This window comes from Acidiferrobacterales bacterium (assembly GCA_028820695.1).
GTDB lineage: Bacteria > Pseudomonadota > Gammaproteobacteria > Arenicellales > JAJDZL01 > JAJDZL01.
In genome coordinates this window covers 89,873-106,583 of sequence record JAPPIB010000052.1, presented here as the reverse complement: position 1 = coordinate 106,583, position 16,711 = coordinate 89,873, and the positions used below count along the sequence as shown (strand labels likewise).

General features: G+C 51.4%; 15 protein-coding genes and 2 tRNA genes. 16 read left to right on the top strand and 1 reads right to left on the bottom strand.

Annotation, left to right across the window (positions count from 1 at the left end; translation table 11 throughout):
- The first annotated feature begins 1 nt into the window (after position 1).
- The 14 genes from ribH (at position 2) to OXI60_10145 (ending at position 13,039) form a co-directional block, all read left to right on the top strand.
- The gene (ribH, locus tag OXI60_10210) at positions 2–466 is read left to right on the top strand and encodes a 6,7-dimethyl-8-ribityllumazine synthase (GenBank protein MDE0310188.1); all 465 of its coding nucleotides are present in this window, start codon (positions 2–4) and stop codon (positions 464–466) included.
- Between the two features lie 24 nt (positions 467–490).
- On the top strand, positions 491–1,897 hold the full coding sequence (gene thiL, locus OXI60_10205; protein ID MDE0310187.1) for a thiamine-phosphate kinase: 1,407 nt from the start codon (positions 491–493) through the stop codon (positions 1,895–1,897).
- Positions 1,898–1,912: 15 nt separating this feature from the next.
- Entirely contained in the window at positions 1,913–2,395 is a 483-nt protein-coding gene (locus tag OXI60_10200) for a phosphatidylglycerophosphatase A (protein ID MDE0310186.1), read from the top strand.
- Between the two features lie 175 nt (positions 2,396–2,570).
- Complete coding sequence (locus OXI60_10195) at positions 2,571–2,960, top strand: rhodanese-like domain-containing protein (GenBank protein MDE0310185.1); 390 nt, start codon at positions 2,571–2,573, stop codon at positions 2,958–2,960.
- Positions 2,961–3,034: 74 nt separating this feature from the next.
- Complete coding sequence (locus OXI60_10190; GenBank protein MDE0310184.1) at positions 3,035–3,760, top strand: DsbC family protein; 726 nt, start codon at positions 3,035–3,037, stop codon at positions 3,758–3,760.
- 200 nt (positions 3,761–3,960) lie between these two features.
- Positions 3,961–4,977: a recombinase RecA gene (gene recA / locus OXI60_10185; GenBank protein MDE0310183.1), complete on the top strand. Its 1,017-nt coding sequence runs from the start codon at positions 3,961–3,963 to the stop codon at positions 4,975–4,977.
- A complete protein-coding gene (locus OXI60_10180; GenBank protein MDE0310182.1) occupies positions 4,974–5,468 on the top strand; it encodes a regulatory protein RecX in 495 nt (164 codons plus the stop codon). Before recA ends, OXI60_10180 begins: the two co-directional genes overlap by 4 nt.
- Entirely contained in the window at positions 5,465–8,053 is a 2,589-nt protein-coding gene (gene alaS / locus OXI60_10175) for an alanine--tRNA ligase (protein MDE0310181.1), read from the top strand. The genes OXI60_10180 and alaS overlap by 4 nt, the downstream gene beginning before the upstream one ends.
- Before the next feature lie 54 nt (positions 8,054–8,107).
- Positions 8,108–9,370, top strand: coding sequence for an aspartate kinase (locus tag OXI60_10170; GenBank protein MDE0310180.1), 1,263 nt, complete (start codon positions 8,108–8,110; stop codon positions 9,368–9,370).
- A gap of 183 nt (positions 9,371–9,553) precedes the next feature.
- Entirely contained in the window at positions 9,554–9,733 is a 180-nt protein-coding gene (gene csrA / locus OXI60_10165; GenBank protein ID MDE0310179.1) for a carbon storage regulator CsrA, read from the top strand.
- A 60-nt stretch (positions 9,734–9,793) separates the two neighbouring features.
- Positions 9,794–9,882, top strand: a tRNA-Ser gene (locus tag OXI60_10160).
- A gap of 45 nt (positions 9,883–9,927) precedes the next feature.
- Positions 9,928–10,004: transfer RNA gene (locus tag OXI60_10155), tRNA-Arg, on the top strand.
- Positions 10,005–10,070: 66 nt separating this feature from the next.
- Positions 10,071–10,808: an SOS response-associated peptidase gene (locus OXI60_10150; GenBank protein MDE0310178.1), complete on the top strand. Its 738-nt coding sequence runs from the start codon at positions 10,071–10,073 to the stop codon at positions 10,806–10,808.
- Between the two features lie 239 nt (positions 10,809–11,047).
- Entirely contained in the window at positions 11,048–13,039 is a 1,992-nt protein-coding gene (locus OXI60_10145) for a VacB/RNase II family 3'-5' exoribonuclease (protein ID MDE0310177.1), read from the top strand.
- Between the two features lie 8 nt (positions 13,040–13,047).
- On the opposite strand, the gene OXI60_10140 is transcribed toward OXI60_10145, so the two are convergent.
- Positions 13,048–14,046: a hypothetical protein gene (locus tag OXI60_10140; GenBank protein ID MDE0310176.1), complete on the bottom strand. Its 999-nt coding sequence runs from the start codon at positions 14,044–14,046 to the stop codon at positions 13,048–13,050.
- A gap of 530 nt (positions 14,047–14,576) precedes the next feature.
- On the opposite strand from OXI60_10140, the gene OXI60_10135 reads away from it, so the two are divergent.
- Positions 14,577–15,812 carry a multidrug effflux MFS transporter gene (locus OXI60_10135; protein MDE0310175.1) on the top strand — a complete coding sequence of 412 codons (1,236 nt, stop codon included), beginning with the start codon at positions 14,577–14,579 and terminating at the stop codon, positions 15,810–15,812.
- 128 nt (positions 15,813–15,940) lie between these two features.
- Entirely contained in the window at positions 15,941–16,690 is a 750-nt protein-coding gene (gene rlmB / locus OXI60_10130) for a 23S rRNA (guanosine(2251)-2'-O)-methyltransferase RlmB (GenBank protein MDE0310174.1), read from the top strand.
- Positions 16,691–16,711: the final 21 nt, after the last annotated feature.

Genomic DNA, 16,711 nt, shown 5'->3' with positions numbered 1-16,711 from the left:
GATGGCAAACGGTGAACACAAGTCCGTCAGCAGATCCGGACTTGCCTTCGGCATCGTTGTCAGTAATTATTACCCGGCGATTTCGGATCGTCTTTTGTCGGGCGCCCTGAATGTGTTGGAGTCACATTCGATCAATTCTGAAGTCTGTCACGTAGATGGCGCATGGGAAGTGCCTTTTGTAACCCGGGTGATGGTGGGATCGGGCAATTATCAGGGTATGATTGCACTGGGTTGTGTCATCCGCGGAGAGACTGCCCATTTCGACTATCTGTGTGATCACAGTGCCCGCGCACTCATGGACATCAGCATGGAATTTACGATACCGGTCGGTTTCGGAATTCTGACTGTCGAAAATGAGGAACAGGCGACGGCCCGCTCGCAACTACGCGGTCGGAATCCGCGCAATAAGGGATCAGAAGCGGCACAGGCTGTGATTTCAGCCATAGACGCGGTATCCTCCGGCTGACCGAGTATCCCTGAAGAGTTCCTTGTGGCAGTTTCAGCCCGACACTACGCACGCTTGGGTGCCGTGCAATTCCTCTATGCTTGGAATTTCCAGAAGCAGTCTCTCAGTGGAACCGAAGATCAGGTTCTGATCGATACGGACGTATTGCTGCACGGCGATATGAGGTATTTGCAGAAACTGCTGAAGTCGATTCCACCGCGTATTGCGGAAATTGATGCGGCAGTATCCGAAGTGATTGATCGAAAAATTGAGACGATTGATCCGGTCGAACTGTCCATCCTGCGGCTCGGTGTATATGAACTTCTAGCGGAGCCTGACATTCCCAGTAAAGTGACTGCCAACGAATGCATCGAACTGTCGAAAGAATTCGGCAATCCGGGCAGTTATAAGTTCATCAATGGCACACTGGACAGACTTGCCTTCGGAAAACCCTCACCTCTGCACACAATTCAGGACAACAGCCAGCAGTCAGCTGGTCGGGAATTCGAGCTGATCAACAAATATTTCGCAAGGTCCAACGACAGGTTTGACAATGTCGTACAGGGAGTTGGTGATGACAGTGCAGTTGTCGAATTCCCTGCTGACAGGCAGTTGGTCATATCGACAGACACCTTATTGGAGAACGTTCATTTCTCGAACGACACTGCGCCGGAAGATGTGGGATACAAATCACTGGCGGTTGCGCTGAGTGATCTTGCCGCAATGGGGGCACATCCTGAATTCGCCACACTGAACCTGTCTGTTCCATTCGCTGACGAGAGTTGGTTGAATCAGTTCAGCAACGGGTTTTATGAGATCGCTGAGCGGTTCAACGTAGCACTGATCGGAGGTGATACTGCCAAGGGGCCATTAGCTGTTTCAGTCACTGTTTTTGGCAGTGTCGATGCGAGGTCATGTGTATTGCGTAGTGGCGCACAACCAGGCGACGGCATTTATGTGACCGGCCCATTGGGGGATGCGGCGTTGGGATTGCTGCATGCAAGCGGCAGCCTTGACGTGCCAGACGAATTTTCCGAATACCTCCTGCAACGGCTGAATCGTCCGTTTCCCCGAATTGATGTGGGATTGAGCATGCACGGGCATGTCACTTCGGCGATAGACATCTCAGACGGTCTGGCTGCCGACTTGACACATATCATCGAACAGAGCGGCGCGGGCGCGCAAGTCGATCTGGAGCGCGTGCCGATATCAGCCGCGTATAGGCAGGTATTGGGGGATGTAGGCTGGAGCCCTGCACTTTCTGGCGGCGATGACTATGAGCTTTGCGTGACTGTGCCGGACAGTTCCGCAACCCGCAAGGCCAATCTGAAGTGGGCGGAGGCGGCCGGCCTCATCCGTATCGGAACAGTGACAGAGGGTTCCGGCTTGGTCATTGCCGAGTCGGGGGAGGAAACTTTCCACCTGGAACATTGCGGGTACTCGCATTTCTGAATCGGACATCCGCTCGTGAAGCGCGATCTTGTCAAGACAGTACTGACCAATCCAGTGTATCTGACTGCCTGTGGGTTTGGTGCCGGTCTGGCGCCGAAAGCGCCCGGTACAGTTGGGACTGCGGTTGCGATACCCATCGCAGTTGCCATGTCATGGCTTGCGCCGTCGGTTCAGTGGGCGGTACTTGCTGCAATGTTTGCGCTGGGTTGCTGGATTTGTCAAGTGGTTGCGCAATCGCTTGAGGACAGTGATCCCGCGGTGATCGTCTGGGATGAGATCGTCGGATTCTGTGTTGCGATGATGCTGATACCGATGAGTCCGATGACGGTTGTCGCAGGATTCGTGATCTTTCGGACGTTGGATATTCTCAAACCGTGGCCGATTTCGTGGGTAGAGAAAAAGACTCCCGGAGGATTTGGAATCATGATCGACGATGTGATTGCCGGTTTGGCTTGTAATGTGGGTTTGCAGGTTCTGATCCATTTCGGTTATCTTTGACCGCCCACATTTTCGCCTTCTCTGACGCATTGGCCGGTTTCGACAGTCGCCATCAAGAGAAACTTATCGCGCACTGGAGATTCGCTTTCGGCAGGCTTGCAATTTTTCTTGGAACGCAGCCTAAAAGAGTAAAATACATGTAGTCTGATATCTAACCCGCAACAGCGTTCCATTCATGAAAATTGGTTATAAGGCACTTGTTGACAAAGCGATGTCTGAAGTCGAGACTTTGTCGGTGGACGATGCCATTGCATTGCACAAAAAAGACGACGTGCAATTCGTGGACTTAAGGGACATACGGGAACTCAGACACGAAGGTAAGATTCCGCAGGCCTACCATATGCCCAGGGGTATGCTTGAATTCTGGATCGACCCTGACAGCCCCTATTTCAAGAAGGTATTTTCCCAGGATGTCAGGTTTGTTTTCTACTGCAAGTCGGGATGGAGATCGGCGCTTGCAACACAGACCGCACAAATGATGGGGCTTGGTCCTGTCTGCCACATAGGAGGCGGATTTGACGCCTGGAGACAGTCAGGAGCTCAAATAGAAACGCTTGCCGATTGATTGGGCAGGTTTTCATGTCAATTCGCATCCCGGTGCGATCGGCATTCCAGGTTACACAAAATAGGTTTGGATAAATGAAGTTAGGTCCGACAACTGTCGCAGTGGTTTTTGCTGCACTGTTTTCGCTCAACGCATTTGCAGATGAGCAAATGGACCGTGCGCGAGAAGCTGTAAGCAGCCTGATCGAGGGACAAGCCTCACTCAACAGTCTGACACAATCTCCGATTGAAGGAGTATATGAAGCGATCATCGGCAATAACATTTACTATGTATTTGTTAAGGACAATCACCTGATCATAGGTGAAGCCTTCAATCTTGCCACTGGTGAGAGTCTCAGCGGCCAGAAGCAAAACGAAGCTATCGTCGGTGTTGTGGAAATGACTCCAATTGAAGATATGGTTGTTTTTGCCGCTGAGGGAGAAACCAAGCGACATCTGACTGTGTTCACGGATATCGACTGTGGTTATTGTCGCCGACTGCATCGGGAAGTTCCTGCGCTGAATAAGGCAGGTTTGGAAGTCCGATACATGGCCTATCCCAGAGCCGGTGTCGGGTCATCAAGTTACGACAAGATTGTCACTGTGTGGTGCGATGACGATCCGCAGTCTGCGATGACTGCGTCCAAGAACGGCGAGCAGTTGCCGAAAGCAACATGTGACAACCCTGTCGCCAATCAGTTTAACGCCGGCAGTTCGGCCGGCATCAGCGGAACACCGACGCTGGTGGTGGATGACGGAACGGTGATCGGAGGATACTTGCCGGCAGAAAACCTGTTGCAGCGAATCGGAATGGGCCAATAGCTGAATCCGGCAGTTGTCGGGTGTGCCGCAAGTGCCGGCAATTCGGCTGACATTGGTTGTCTGCGTTCCTGACCCTGTAGCGGATGATTCGCTTGACATGTGACAGGTACACTGTTGAGTTCTGGTTGATCGACCCGATATAAACTGCATTGATAGGGAAAGCGGGCGAAGCACATGAATATGTACAGGAAGGTAAGAATATGGACGAGAAAAAAGAAAAAATACTAAGCGCGACGCTGAGCCAGATCCGGCGACAGTTCGGCCAGGGATCGATCATGAGACTTGGTGATGATGAAGTGGACCGGAATATTGAGGTGATTCCGACAGGTTCGCTTGGTCTGGATCTGATTCTGGGAGTCGGTGGCCTGCCGCGGGGAAGGGTGGTTGAGATTTACGGTCCCGAAGCCTCGGGCAAGACCACTTTGACGCTGTCGGTGGTTGCGCAAGCCCAGAAAAATGGCGGAAACGCAGCTTTTATCGATGCCGAGCATGCATTGAATACCGCTCACGCATCAATGCTTGGTGTGAACGTAGACGATCTGCTGGTATCCCAGCCGAACAATGGTGAGGAGGCCCTTGAGATCGCGGATCAATTGGTACGATCTGCCTCGATCGATGTGGTTGTGGTGGACTCGGTTGCGGCCTTGACGCCGCGGGCGGAGCTTGATGGTGAGATGGGGGATTCCTTCATGGGACTGCATGCGCGTCTTATGTCGCAGGCATTGAGAAAATTGACGGGCAGCATCAACAAGTCAAATACCTTGGTGATCTTCATCAACCAGATCAGAATGAAGATCGGGCAGATCTACGGAAGTCCTGAAGTCACGACCGGCGGTAACGCACTGAAGTTTTATTCTTCAGTAAGATTGGACATCCGTAGAATCGGGGCAATCAAAAAAGGCGATGAGGTGATCGGCAGTCAGACTCGGGTCAAATTGGTGAAAAACAAGGTCGCACCGCCTTTCAAGCAGTGTGAGTTCGACATGATTTTCAGTCAAGGAATCTCCAGGGAGGGTGAACTGATTGATCTTGGAATCACGCACGGCATAGTTGAACGTGCTGGCGCGTGGTACAGTTTCGGCGAGACCAGAATAGGCCAAGGTCGCGATAACGCACGAATCTTCCTGATGGACAACAGCGACATCGCCGAAGAGATTGAATCAAAAATCCGTGAGAAAGTCGGGATCAGCCCGAGGACGACTGAAACTGTCGAGTGACGGTCGGCGACGGGATGTCGGATCTGGAGAAAGTTCGCTTGCAGGCAGTCAGGTTCCTGGCCCGACGCGAATATTGCGAACAGGAACTTACAAGAAAACTGACCAGCCGGGGTGCCAGTCTGGAATCAGCGCAACAGGTGGTGGACGAGCTGAAAGGTCGTGACATGATCAACGACGCCAGATTCGCGCAGGCATTGGTTCGGGTGCGAATGTCAAAAGGATATGGACCGATCAAGATCAGGAATGAACTCAGACAAAAAGGTGTGTCGTCAGATTTGATTGACTCCAGTTTGGACTTCAACCGCGAAGTCTGGCTGGATCAGATTGTTGGAATACTCAGGCGAAAATACAAGGAAGTGCCACCGGCAAACTTTACCGAGTGGGCCAAACGGGCGCGGTTTCTGCAAGGCCGAGGGTTTTCGACCTCCCAGATCAGGCTGACCCTGGGTGATTTCGGCGAGCCAGACCAGGCAAATGTCTCTATGCAATGAAAACGATTGAGCTAAGAAAGCTGTTTCTGAAGTACTTTCAAGATCGGGGGCACGAGATCGTTCCGAGCAGTCCCCTGGTGCCTGGGAATGATCCTACTTTGCTGTTCACCAATTCCGGGATGGTGCAATTCAAGGATGTGTTTCTCGGCACCGATAAACGTGCCTATAGCCGCGCTGTGACCGCACAGCGATGCGTCCGGGCAGGCGGAAAGCATAATGACCTTGAAAATGTCGGCTATACCGCCAGACACCATACGTTTTTTGAGATGCTGGGAAACTTCAGTTTCGGGGATTATTTCAAACGCGATGCGATTCACCTTGCCTGGGACTTTCTGACAGGCGACATTGGATTGCCGGAAGATCGACTTTGGGTCACTGTCTATGTGGACGATGACGAAGCTGCGGATGTATGGCAGAATGAAATTGGCATACCATCACAGCGTTTCCGGCGAATTGCCACATCGGATAATTTCTGGGCGATGGGCGATACCGGACCTTGCGGGCCATGCTCTGAGATCTTTTATGATCATGGTCCGGAGATCGAAGGTGGACCGCCGGGATCGCCTGAACAGGACGGCGACCGATACGTCGAACTTTGGAATCTGGTCTTCATGCAGTATGAGCGGACTGCTGATGGTACGTTGAAACCACTGCCACGGCCGTCAGTTGACACCGGAATGGGGCTTGAAAGAATTGCTGCAGTTCTGCAGAAAGTCTACAGCAACTATGATATCGATCTTTTTCAGGCATTGGTCGAGCACGCCGCTCAGGTCGTCGGAACGACCGATCTCGCAAGCAAGTCCCTGCGAGTTCTCGCGGACCATATCCGCTCTGCCGCGTTCCTGATTACCGACGGTGTGACACCGTCCAACGAAGGCCGGGGTTACGTGCTCAGACGAATTGTGCGTCGGGCGATCCGGCATGGTTATCAGTTAGGCTGCAAGCAGCCATTTCTGCATCTGTTGACATCGTCTGTGGTCGAGCAGATGGGAGACGCCTATCCCGAACTGCGCCATGCGCAGTCGAAAGTGGAAAGGGTGCTTCTCACAGAAGGCGAGCGATTTACCAGGACACTTGATCAGGGGTTGAAAATACTGGATCGAGAAGTCGGCATGCTTTCAGGTTCTGAACTGCCGGGCGAGGTTGCATTTCGTTTGTATGATACGTACGGATTTCCTCTGGACCTTACTGCGGATTACCTCAGGGAACAGGGTCTCACAGTTGATTCTGACGGTTTTGAAAAGTCGATGCAGGGCCAGCGGGAACGTGCCAAATCCGCCAGCAAGTTTGAGTCGATCGCCTCCGAAGGACCGTCCGTCAGTGTGGATGTGGAATTTTGCGGCTACCAGACGTTGCGTGAGGGCAGTACGATCGCAGCAATCCTGGTCGGAAATTCGCAAGTTGATGCTGCTGAGGAAGAAGACGAGGCGATTTTCGTCTTGCGTGCCACGCCATTTTATGCGGAAAGTGGTGGACAGGTTGGTGACACAGGTGTAATCCAGTCCAACGGCAGCTCATTCAACGTGGAAGACACCCAGTACGTGTCAAAGGGAGTGATAGGCCATGTCGGGACGGTGGTCAAAGGTTCATTCGCGACCGATGATCGGGTTACTGCGAAAGTCGATTCGGAAAGCCGGATATCCACCATGAAGAATCATTCTGCCACCCACTTGCTCCATGCTGCGCTTCAGGAAGTATTGGGAACTCATGTTCAGCAGAAAGGATCACTGGTCGCACCCGATCGGCTGCGATTCGATTTCTCGCATGACTGTGCCGTTACGGATGACGAAATCAGGCAGATAGAAACGCTTGTCAATGAGCAAATCCGCGAGAATTGGTTGGTTTCGAGTCAGGTGATGGATCTTGAGGATGCCAAAGCGAGGGGAGCGGCGGCGTTATTCGGTGAGAAGTATGACTCACAGGTCAGAGTGATTGAGATGGGCGACTATTCTCTGGAGCTGTGTGGAGGCACGCATGTTGAACGGACGGGGGATATAGGGTTGTTCAAGGTCGTCCAGGAGTCGAGCATTGCTTCCGGGATACGCAGAATCGAAGCCTTCACGGGTTGTATAGCCGTGGAACGGATGCAGAACGAAAGTCAGAAGTTGTCTGAGATAGCAAGGAAGTTGAATATTGGAGTGAACGATGTTGAAGACAAACTGACTCAGATCATGGACAGCAATCGTTCCTACGAGCGACAGGTTTCGGAATTGAAAATGCAGCTCGCGACCGGTGGTGGGGCACAGTCGTCGCTCCCGGTTACGACCGTAGATGGTGTGAAGTTGATCGTTTCCAGACAAGATGGGGTTGAACCCAAGGACTTGCGGAACATTCTGTTCCGCATGCAGGACAATCTGGGAACTGGAGTCGTCGTACTCGGTTCTGTCAACGATGACAAGGCGACCCTTCTATGCTCTGTTTCCAAAGATCTGACCGACCGTGTCAATGCCGGACAGGTCATTGCAAAAATTTCTCCCCTGGTTGATGGGAAAGGCGGTGGAAAAGCGCATTTGGCTCAAGGTGGAGGTTCTCGAGGGGACAACATCGATCAGGCGCTTGCGGCCGTTCCTCAGGCGATCGCTTGACTATCCTGAGTTGTTTTCCTTCAATTCTGTCTGAATCATTATGAGCGTTGAATCGTGTCTATAGTCATTGAAAAATTCGGTGGTACTTCGGTCGGCAGTATTGAGCGAATCAATAAAGTGGCTCAGAGAGTGGCCAAGACGAAATCCGACGGATACGATGTCGTGGTAGTGGTCTCTGCCATGGCTGGTGATACCAATCGACTGATCGACCTGGCCACCCAAATCGATTCGGTGCCGGATCCCCGCGAGCTCGATATGGCAATTTCTACCGGAGAGCAAATTACCATTGCGCTTCTCAGCATGGCATTGAATCGGGATGGTTGCAAGGCGACATCCTATACTGGAAGCCAGATACCGATCATCACGAATAAAGTTCATGGCAAGGCGCGGGTACAGAGAATCTGTTCCGAAAAGATTCTCTCGGATCTGGAAGACGGCTACGTTGTTGTAGTCGCCGGTTTTCAGGGGGTTACCGAATGCGGTGAGATCACCACCCTCGGTCGCGGCGGATCGGACACGACTGCGGTCGCGCTGGCTGCTGCCCTGGAGGCATCGGAGTGTCGGATTTATACGGACGTTGATGGCGTGATGACAGCGGATCCTCGCATTGTCCCAAACGCCCGTATTCTGGAGCAAGTGACCGCGGAAGAGATGTTGGAGCTATCAAGCTCGGGTGCGAAGGTGCTGCAGATCAGAGCGGTTGAGTTCGCATACAAGTATGGAGTTGACTTGCGTGTGCTATCGTCATTTCATGATGTTCCGGGTACGCTCATATCATCAAGGGAGTCAAATATGGAACAGCCAAAAATCACTGGAATTGCATACAACGTCAATGAAGCGAAAATCACGATCAGGGGGGTTCCTGATCGTCCGGGTATCGCGTCCAAGGTGTTTGGTCCGATTGCGGATGCGCATATCAACGTCGACATGATTATTCAGAATGTGGGCACTGACAACAACACCGACCTGACATTTACAGTCGATCGAAGCGAACACCGCAACAGTCTGGCGCTGGTGGAGAAGATAATGCCGGAGCTCGGAGCGCAGGAACTCGTCTCAAACGGTGACATCGCAAAGATCTCACTCGTAGGTGTGGGAATGCGATCTCATACAGGAATCGCGACAACGATGTTTACCACACTTGCAGCGGAAGGAATAAATATTCAGATGATTTCCACTTCTGAAATCAAGATTTCTGTCATTGTTGATGAGAAGTATGTTGAACTGGGCGTGAGAGCGCTTCACAGTGCTTTCGGTCTTGATGACGCTCATGTTCCCACACGAGAAGCGGCGCCGCAACAGGCGCTCGAGTCCTGATCGCGCACGACTTTCAGTCCGATATGCGAGTATCAGAGCTGTTTGTATATCTATAATGAAGCCGTCTAGACAATAAAAAGTATGATCAGCGAGCTCGCCGAACAGGTCTGGGTTTCGTTCATACCGACAAAAACGACAAGGAAAGCGAGTGAAGGGAAATTAGTTAGGGAGGATATAGAAATTGTGTTGATTCTGACCAGGAGAGTAGGCGAATCAGTAAAAATCGATAGAAACATTACCGTTTCAGTATTAGGGATCAAAGGAAACCAAATACGATTAGGGGTCGATGCGCCGAAAGATGTACCGGTGCATCGCGAAGAGATTTATCAGAAGATGATGGATCAGGAACAGAGCGAAAACTGATATATTTCCGCATTGATCTGATCTGACTTGAAACGCTTCAAGTTTTTTGTGCTTACCCTTGGAGAGGTGGCCGAGCGGTTGAAGGCGCTCCCCTGCTAAGGGAGTATGGGCAGCCCCCATCGAGGGTTCGAATCCCTCCCTCTCCGCCAATTGTCGGTTAATTTGAGCTGGGTGGAAATCAAATCAGGATGTGCGCGCCCGTAGCTCAGCTGGATAGAGTACCAGACTACGAATCTGGGAGTCGGGGGTTCGAATCCCTCCGGGCGCGCCACACAGTTGAGGAGGTATTCACCGATGCGGAAATATCAACGCTGAGCGGTTTGACAGGTAATTTATTGTGTGCGGTCGATTCAATATTCTTTCCGATGTTGACAGTCTGCTGACAGCATTCGAGATTTTGCATGATCGATCAGAACTATCGGCCTATGAGCCGCGTTACAACATCAGTCCCTCACCTCGGAACAAGCTCATAGACCTTGCCGGTGATTTTCTCACTACAATTCCGTTTGTACGACTGGACGAAGTTGGTGAAAGAGTCCTACGCAGCGCGATTTGGCCGTTTGTACCGATATGGTCTCGAGGTACAATCCCAAAGTATTCGACTGCGAACGCACGTTCGGAAACGATGACCACCGCGGCAAGTTACCGCGCTGCCTGGAAGAACAGCCGCAGATGTCTGATTCCCGCAACCGGGTTTTATGAATGGCAGGTTGTCGGAACAGGTCGACCGAAGCAGCCTTGGCATATTCAGCACGCAGACCAGGCAGTTATGAGTTTTGCAGGATTGTGGGAACAAGGTTACACAGATGACGGTGAGGCTTACGAGTCCTGCGCGATCGTGACAACTCAAGCAAATGAACTGATGGCGGAAATTCACAATACAAATCAGCGCATGCCTGTCATTGTCGACCCTGATGACAGAGATGCCTGGTTGTCCGATGACCATGATGCGGCGATACGTCTCGCCCGGACTTATGATGATGGCCGGCTTCGGGCTTACCCGATTTCGGCACGGGTCAATAATCCGCGATATTCAGCTCCCGACTGCGTCGAACGTCTGGAGCTGCCAAGCTAGGCAAATCCCGATTCTATAGGGATTCTGATAGTTTCCGCACTGGCATCCAGTTCGATACCTGAAGCGCGGAAACGATTGTCGCAAACCGAAAATGAGATTTTTCCAATCGGTATTCGCGTAACGATATAATTCCCATTCACTTGCGGAATTCTCCGGAATCCCCCTCCTTTTCGCTCTCCAATCGCATCAAATCATTCGGTTGACGGATCGATGTAACGACTGCGACTTGCACCTTGAAATTGAAAAACAAGAAATACCGAAGATCTGCCAATTCAAAACGTTTGCTGGCAACTTCGGGAATTGTTGACTTCGTTAACAATCGTAACGTCAGGGTGCGAACTGACGGTGGTGATACTTACTTTCCCGAAATTGGCAGATTCTCCAGTTTGCTGCCAAATGACAGCGTGGAAATTGAAGTGATGCCCGCGCGCGGCAATAAACCAAAAACTTCGAAAGTCGTGGGTGCACAATGGAGTTCCAGCTATCGGATTGTTGCGCTGGTTCAAAGACACAGAATCAGAGGGAAATACGGATTCTTGCTTTTTCCAGTCGGAGTAGGTTTGGAGGACCCAATTGAATTGGTTGCTGACAACACCGCAACGAAGCACGGTGAATTCGTCGTTGTGGTGGTTGAGCGTTTCGCCGAGCAACCGGATTCGTTCAGGTTGGTGAATATCCACAAAAGTCTTGGAAGTGTTCGTGAACTTGCGAATGCCGTAGCGTTGTCGAGGTTTGGACTTCATGCGACATGGTCAGCTGAAGTCAAATCCGAGATCGGGGGTATGCGAGACGATATTGATCAGGAACTCTTGGGTGAGCGAGATGATCTGCGAAGTATTCCGTTCGTGACAATTGATCCCGCGAGCGCGAAAGACCATGATGACGCAGTGTTCAGCGAAAGACTGGATGACAACACTTTCAGATTGATGGTCGCGATTGCAGATGTTTCCCACTACGTTCGGCCGAAGACCCATCTGGATGCGGAAGCGCAATGCCGGGGGACTTCGATCTACCTGGCTGAGGATGTCACACCGATGCTCCCTGAGGTGCTCTCAAACGATATCTGCTCGCTGAAGTATGCGCAAGATCGTCTTGCGCTGGTCTGCGATATGACTATCACTGCAGAGGGAATTGTTACCGACTATGAGTTCAGAGAAGCAGTAATCAACTCCCGAGCAAGTCTGAGTTACCAAGCAGTTGAAAGAAGTCTGCATAGCGATGATTTATCGCCGACCGTCAGAGCCAGTCTTCGGTGCCTGTTTGAAGTGCACCGGTGCTTGTTGAAATCAAGGGATGAACGAGGGACTCTTCAAGTCGATCTGCCCGTATCTGTCTTGAACATATCAGATTCTGGTGAGGTGGAGTCGATCGGCAAGTCAATTCGGGTTGAGTCACATAGCATCATCGAGGAGGCGATGTTGGCAGCGAACGTGTGCGCTGCGGAAATGATTGACAAGCATTATTCCGGGCAAGCCATGTACAGAGTCCATGCTGAGCCTGCAAAACGGGATGTCGAGGAACTGAACGGAATCCTGGTGGATTTCGGGGTCAAGTTACCTGTCGACAGAAAGATCAGGATCTCCGATTACGACAAGATTCGAACGGCTGTGGGTCACCGGGAAGATGTCTTTTCTGCTTTGCAGATACACATCCTGAGAAGTCTCTCGACTGCAGTCTATTCAGCAGTCTGCGGACCACACTTTGCATTGAGTTATCAGAAATATACTCACTTCACATCCCCAATTCGTCGGTATCCGGACATTCTGGTCCATCGGCTCATCAAAAGTGTTCTGCAAGGAAACAAGACCAAGGCGGGCGACTTGAGTCTGGACAGACTTGCAACGCAATGCTCCTATCTTGAACGACGTGCGGACTCGTGTACGCGAGAGTCGGAGAAATGGCTGAAAGCGGACTATATGAAGAATTGTGTTGATGAAGTCTGTGACGGAGTAGTCGTTGACATCAGATCATTTGGGGTATTCGTCCAATTGGACGACCCTTATGTCAGCGGGATGATTCCGATCTTCAAGTTGGGGGCGGAGTACTTCGACTACGATAATGTCAAAAGGCAGTTGGTTGGGGAGGTGTCGGGTACGACATATGCAATTGGAATGTCGCTTCAGGTGAAGGTGGACGACGCGAATCCAGAGTATGGGTTCATTGACTTCGAAATTGCTGGAAGTACATGGAACCGGGCGATTCGCTCCAGGCGACGCAGAAACAGACGCTGAGGACCGGTTCAATCGCCGTAGTGAATCATTACCGCCTGTTTGTCATCATTGATATCTTCAATTGCTGTCTCGACTTCTGCTATAGCATCCCTAAGCTGTGCGGTAATCTCCTGTTTGTCGTCGGTAAATGGCATATTGGTGATCAGATTTTGCAGTTTGCCGACCGAAAGCCACGCCTTGTGCCGCGCCCACTCGGTGAACAGTACATGATGCGGGTCGACCAGCGACAGATCCTGAAATCGGCAAGCGTCATTAATTTCGCAGTTCAGGGGTACGTAACCGTTGACCAATGTAATGCGCTCCGCGCGCTGAGTCAGTCTGGTCGCTCGATGAACAACCATGTTGCCGTGCAAGACAATCGCGTAACCTGCGCTTGGAAAATCGGGCGTGCAAACCCTGTCGTCCGGAATCGGTTCGTTACGGTCCGCATAATCCTGCGCTTCGTGGCGAGTGCCTTTGAAATACTGAAATTCACCGCCCTGCAATTGAGTGGGATCAGACACCATCAGGACGTAATCCAAACCAAGCGTATCGTGGTGCCACTTATCCACCGAGCGTTTCAAGTCATCGGGTGCGTAATTCAGATGGCCGAGATGAAGGGGCATGGTATGTGGCGCCACCGGCGTGCCGAAAATATCACAAAGAAAATCGGTAACCTCTGTACACAGACAGAAGTCGCGCAGAAACTCGGATTGGTAGACTCCACCTCGAACCATGTTTTCGATGCGCTCGCAATTGACTGAATGTCTTTTCAATCGGCGCGTGGTTTCAAGCATCACCTCAACGCCTTCGTCAGACAGGATTCGGGCAGCGCTGGATACCGCAAACGCAGTGGGACATCTTTCAATTTCATCAGCCCGGTAGCCGAGGTCACTCAATTGAAGGGTGGCTTCAGGCGGTTCAAGTTGCAAGTGCCGATCGGGGTCGAACTTGATCGTCTCGCGCTGGTAACGGTAACCTGCGGGCAGTTGTTGCGGAAAATCGATAGGAGCAACTGATGGGTTCATGTCTCTTACACCTTTAGCGGTACCTCCTGGGTGGTGGCAGGACAAATTATGTCAGATTCACGCAGTGGCTGACAGAAGTTTAGCGAATTGTGTCTCAAGCGGTTGATTCCACCTGTCTGGAAAGTAAGCAAGTGGCGTTACCAATACACTGCCATCGACTGTCTTGCACTCCGTACAAAACCCAAGTTTGGCGATCATCATTGCATGGGCACTCGATTGAAGGAGCGGTGTGTGTCGATGATTATCGCAGTCAATCGAACGTGTAATTTGTTTCTATCCTGGCTTCTCCGCACGTGTTGCCTTCATGTTGCATCCAGGTTCGGTGTGATCACGTATGTTCTTTGCCAATCCGATAGGATGGCTGTGCTATCGTACGAAATCAGTATGAGAATCTCTTCCCTCCAGCCGGTCAATCTGCACTCACTATTTCATATGCGAGGGTGGCAGGCTTCGCACTCACCTGCGGTTGTGGATGAAAGGGCTGATATTCGGATTTCCAAGATAATGAGAGTAGTGACCGGTTGGTCAGAATGACCCCATCGAACTCTGTCACCAGCCTTCGCACCGTCGAGTTTGTTCCGCTCGTCGCCTTGCTGATGTCGTTGGTTGCGTTATCTGTTGACGCAATGTTGCCGGCACTTCCCGTGATCGGTCGGGATTTGGGGACACAACATCCAAATGAAGCACAGTACGTCATAACAGCGCTATTCATCGGGCTTGGAATCGGCCAACTTTTTTTTGGACCACTTTCAGACGCGATCGGTCGACGACCAGCGATTGTGGCGGGACTGGTTGTCTTTATCGTCGGGTGCCTGGCCAGTGTGTTCGCATCTTCTTTCGAAATGATGATTGTCGGGCGTGTTCTGCAGGGACTCGGTGCATCAAGCCCGCGAATCGTAACGATGGCACTCGTGCGGGATCAGTACAGCGGCGTACAAATGGCACGAATTTTGTCATTCATCATGGCTGTTTTCATTCTTGTTCCGGCGGTTGCCCCATTACTTGGGCAGACAATCATGTGGCTGGGGGGATGGCGTTCAATTTTTACAACCTTTCTCATCGTTGCCGTCACCGTACTGATCTGGTTTTTGTCGCGCCATCCGGAAACGCTTCGACCTGCTGATCGCAGGCCCTTGTCACCGAAGCTTATCGGCGAGGCTGTCGGAGACTTTCTCACCGTTCGCTCCTCAGTTGCCTACACTTTCGCGATCGGGTTGGTGTGCTCACCATTTGTCGCATTTCTGAACTCTGCCCAGCAGATTTTTCAGGATGCATATTCGACTGGAAGTTACTTCCCGCTCTATTTCGGTATCCTGGCACTTGCCATCGGATTCGGCTCTCTGGCCAATGACAGATTACTACTGCACTACGGGATGCACCAGATTGTCAGATCAGCCGCTTTTGCAGCCACGGCGGTTTCATTTGTCGCACTGGTTGTGCTCGTTGCATTTGATGGTCTTCCACCCCTTTGGCTTTACATGGCGTACATGCTGCCATTATTCGTTTCCATGGGTGCCCTGTTTGGCAATCTCAATGCACTCGCGATGCAACCACTTGGTCATATCGCAGGTGTCGGCGCGGCATTGGTCGCATCAATCGCCACTTTTATTTCCGTGTCGTTTGGAACACTCATAGGACAGACATTCGATGGAACAGTTTATTTCCTGGTGGGAAGTTTCGCCTTGTTTGGGCTGTTGACGGTGATTGCCATTCACTGGGCGAACCGACCTGGTTCGAATTCCAAGCCATTCACGGGTGCAACCTAAACAACCTCGATATGCCGCTTGATTTTCCTGTACACTTCACCTGAATTGTGACTCGATGCCTTCAAGCTGGCAACGAGAGTGAGCAAAATTCCTATACATCTATACACGATATATTGCCAGTCAGAAGAATGCGAAAAGTTTTCGGAATCCACAACGCCTTTTCCATGATCCGATACAAAACCCGGGAGGTCGTATCGATTGACTTGAGCGAAAGCAGGAATGACAGGCGGATACGTCAGATTGAGAAACTCGCGACGGAACAGGGTATCCCGGTTCGACGCATCGCAAGTGAAGTCATGAACGAAGCATCTGAAGGTGTCCGACATCAAGGAGTGATATTGACTTGTCGTTCAGAGAAACTTCGCCCCTCTGCCAATTTGAACGACTGGTTCAACTCTTTGAAAAACCAGTCCCTGCTGATCGTTTTGGATAGCGTCACTGACCCCAGAAATCTTGGAGCCTGCATAAGGAGTGCGAATTCGGCGGGTGCGGACGGTGTCATTGTAAGCCGTTCGCGCGGAAGTCCGCTTACGGCCACGGTTTCTCATACGGCCGCTGGTGCGGCGGAAGTCACAAATCTATACCAGGCATCCAATCTGGCGCGTGATCTTGAGAATCTGAAGAAAAATGGAATCTGGGTGATCGGACTCGATACTGAAACTTCCGATCCTATTTTTGCATCTGACCTGACACATCCCTGTGCGCTTGTTTTCGGTGCGGAAGACCGGGGGCTGAGAGCGGAAACCAAGAAAAAGTGTGACTCATTGATTTCAATTCCTATGCTGGGAGACGTTCAGAGTGTCAATGTTTCAGTGGCTGTGGGTATCGCCGCGTTTGAAGTCGTACGGCAAAGAATGCACGCTGAGGCAGATGGGTGAAACCTCCGATTGCACACACAA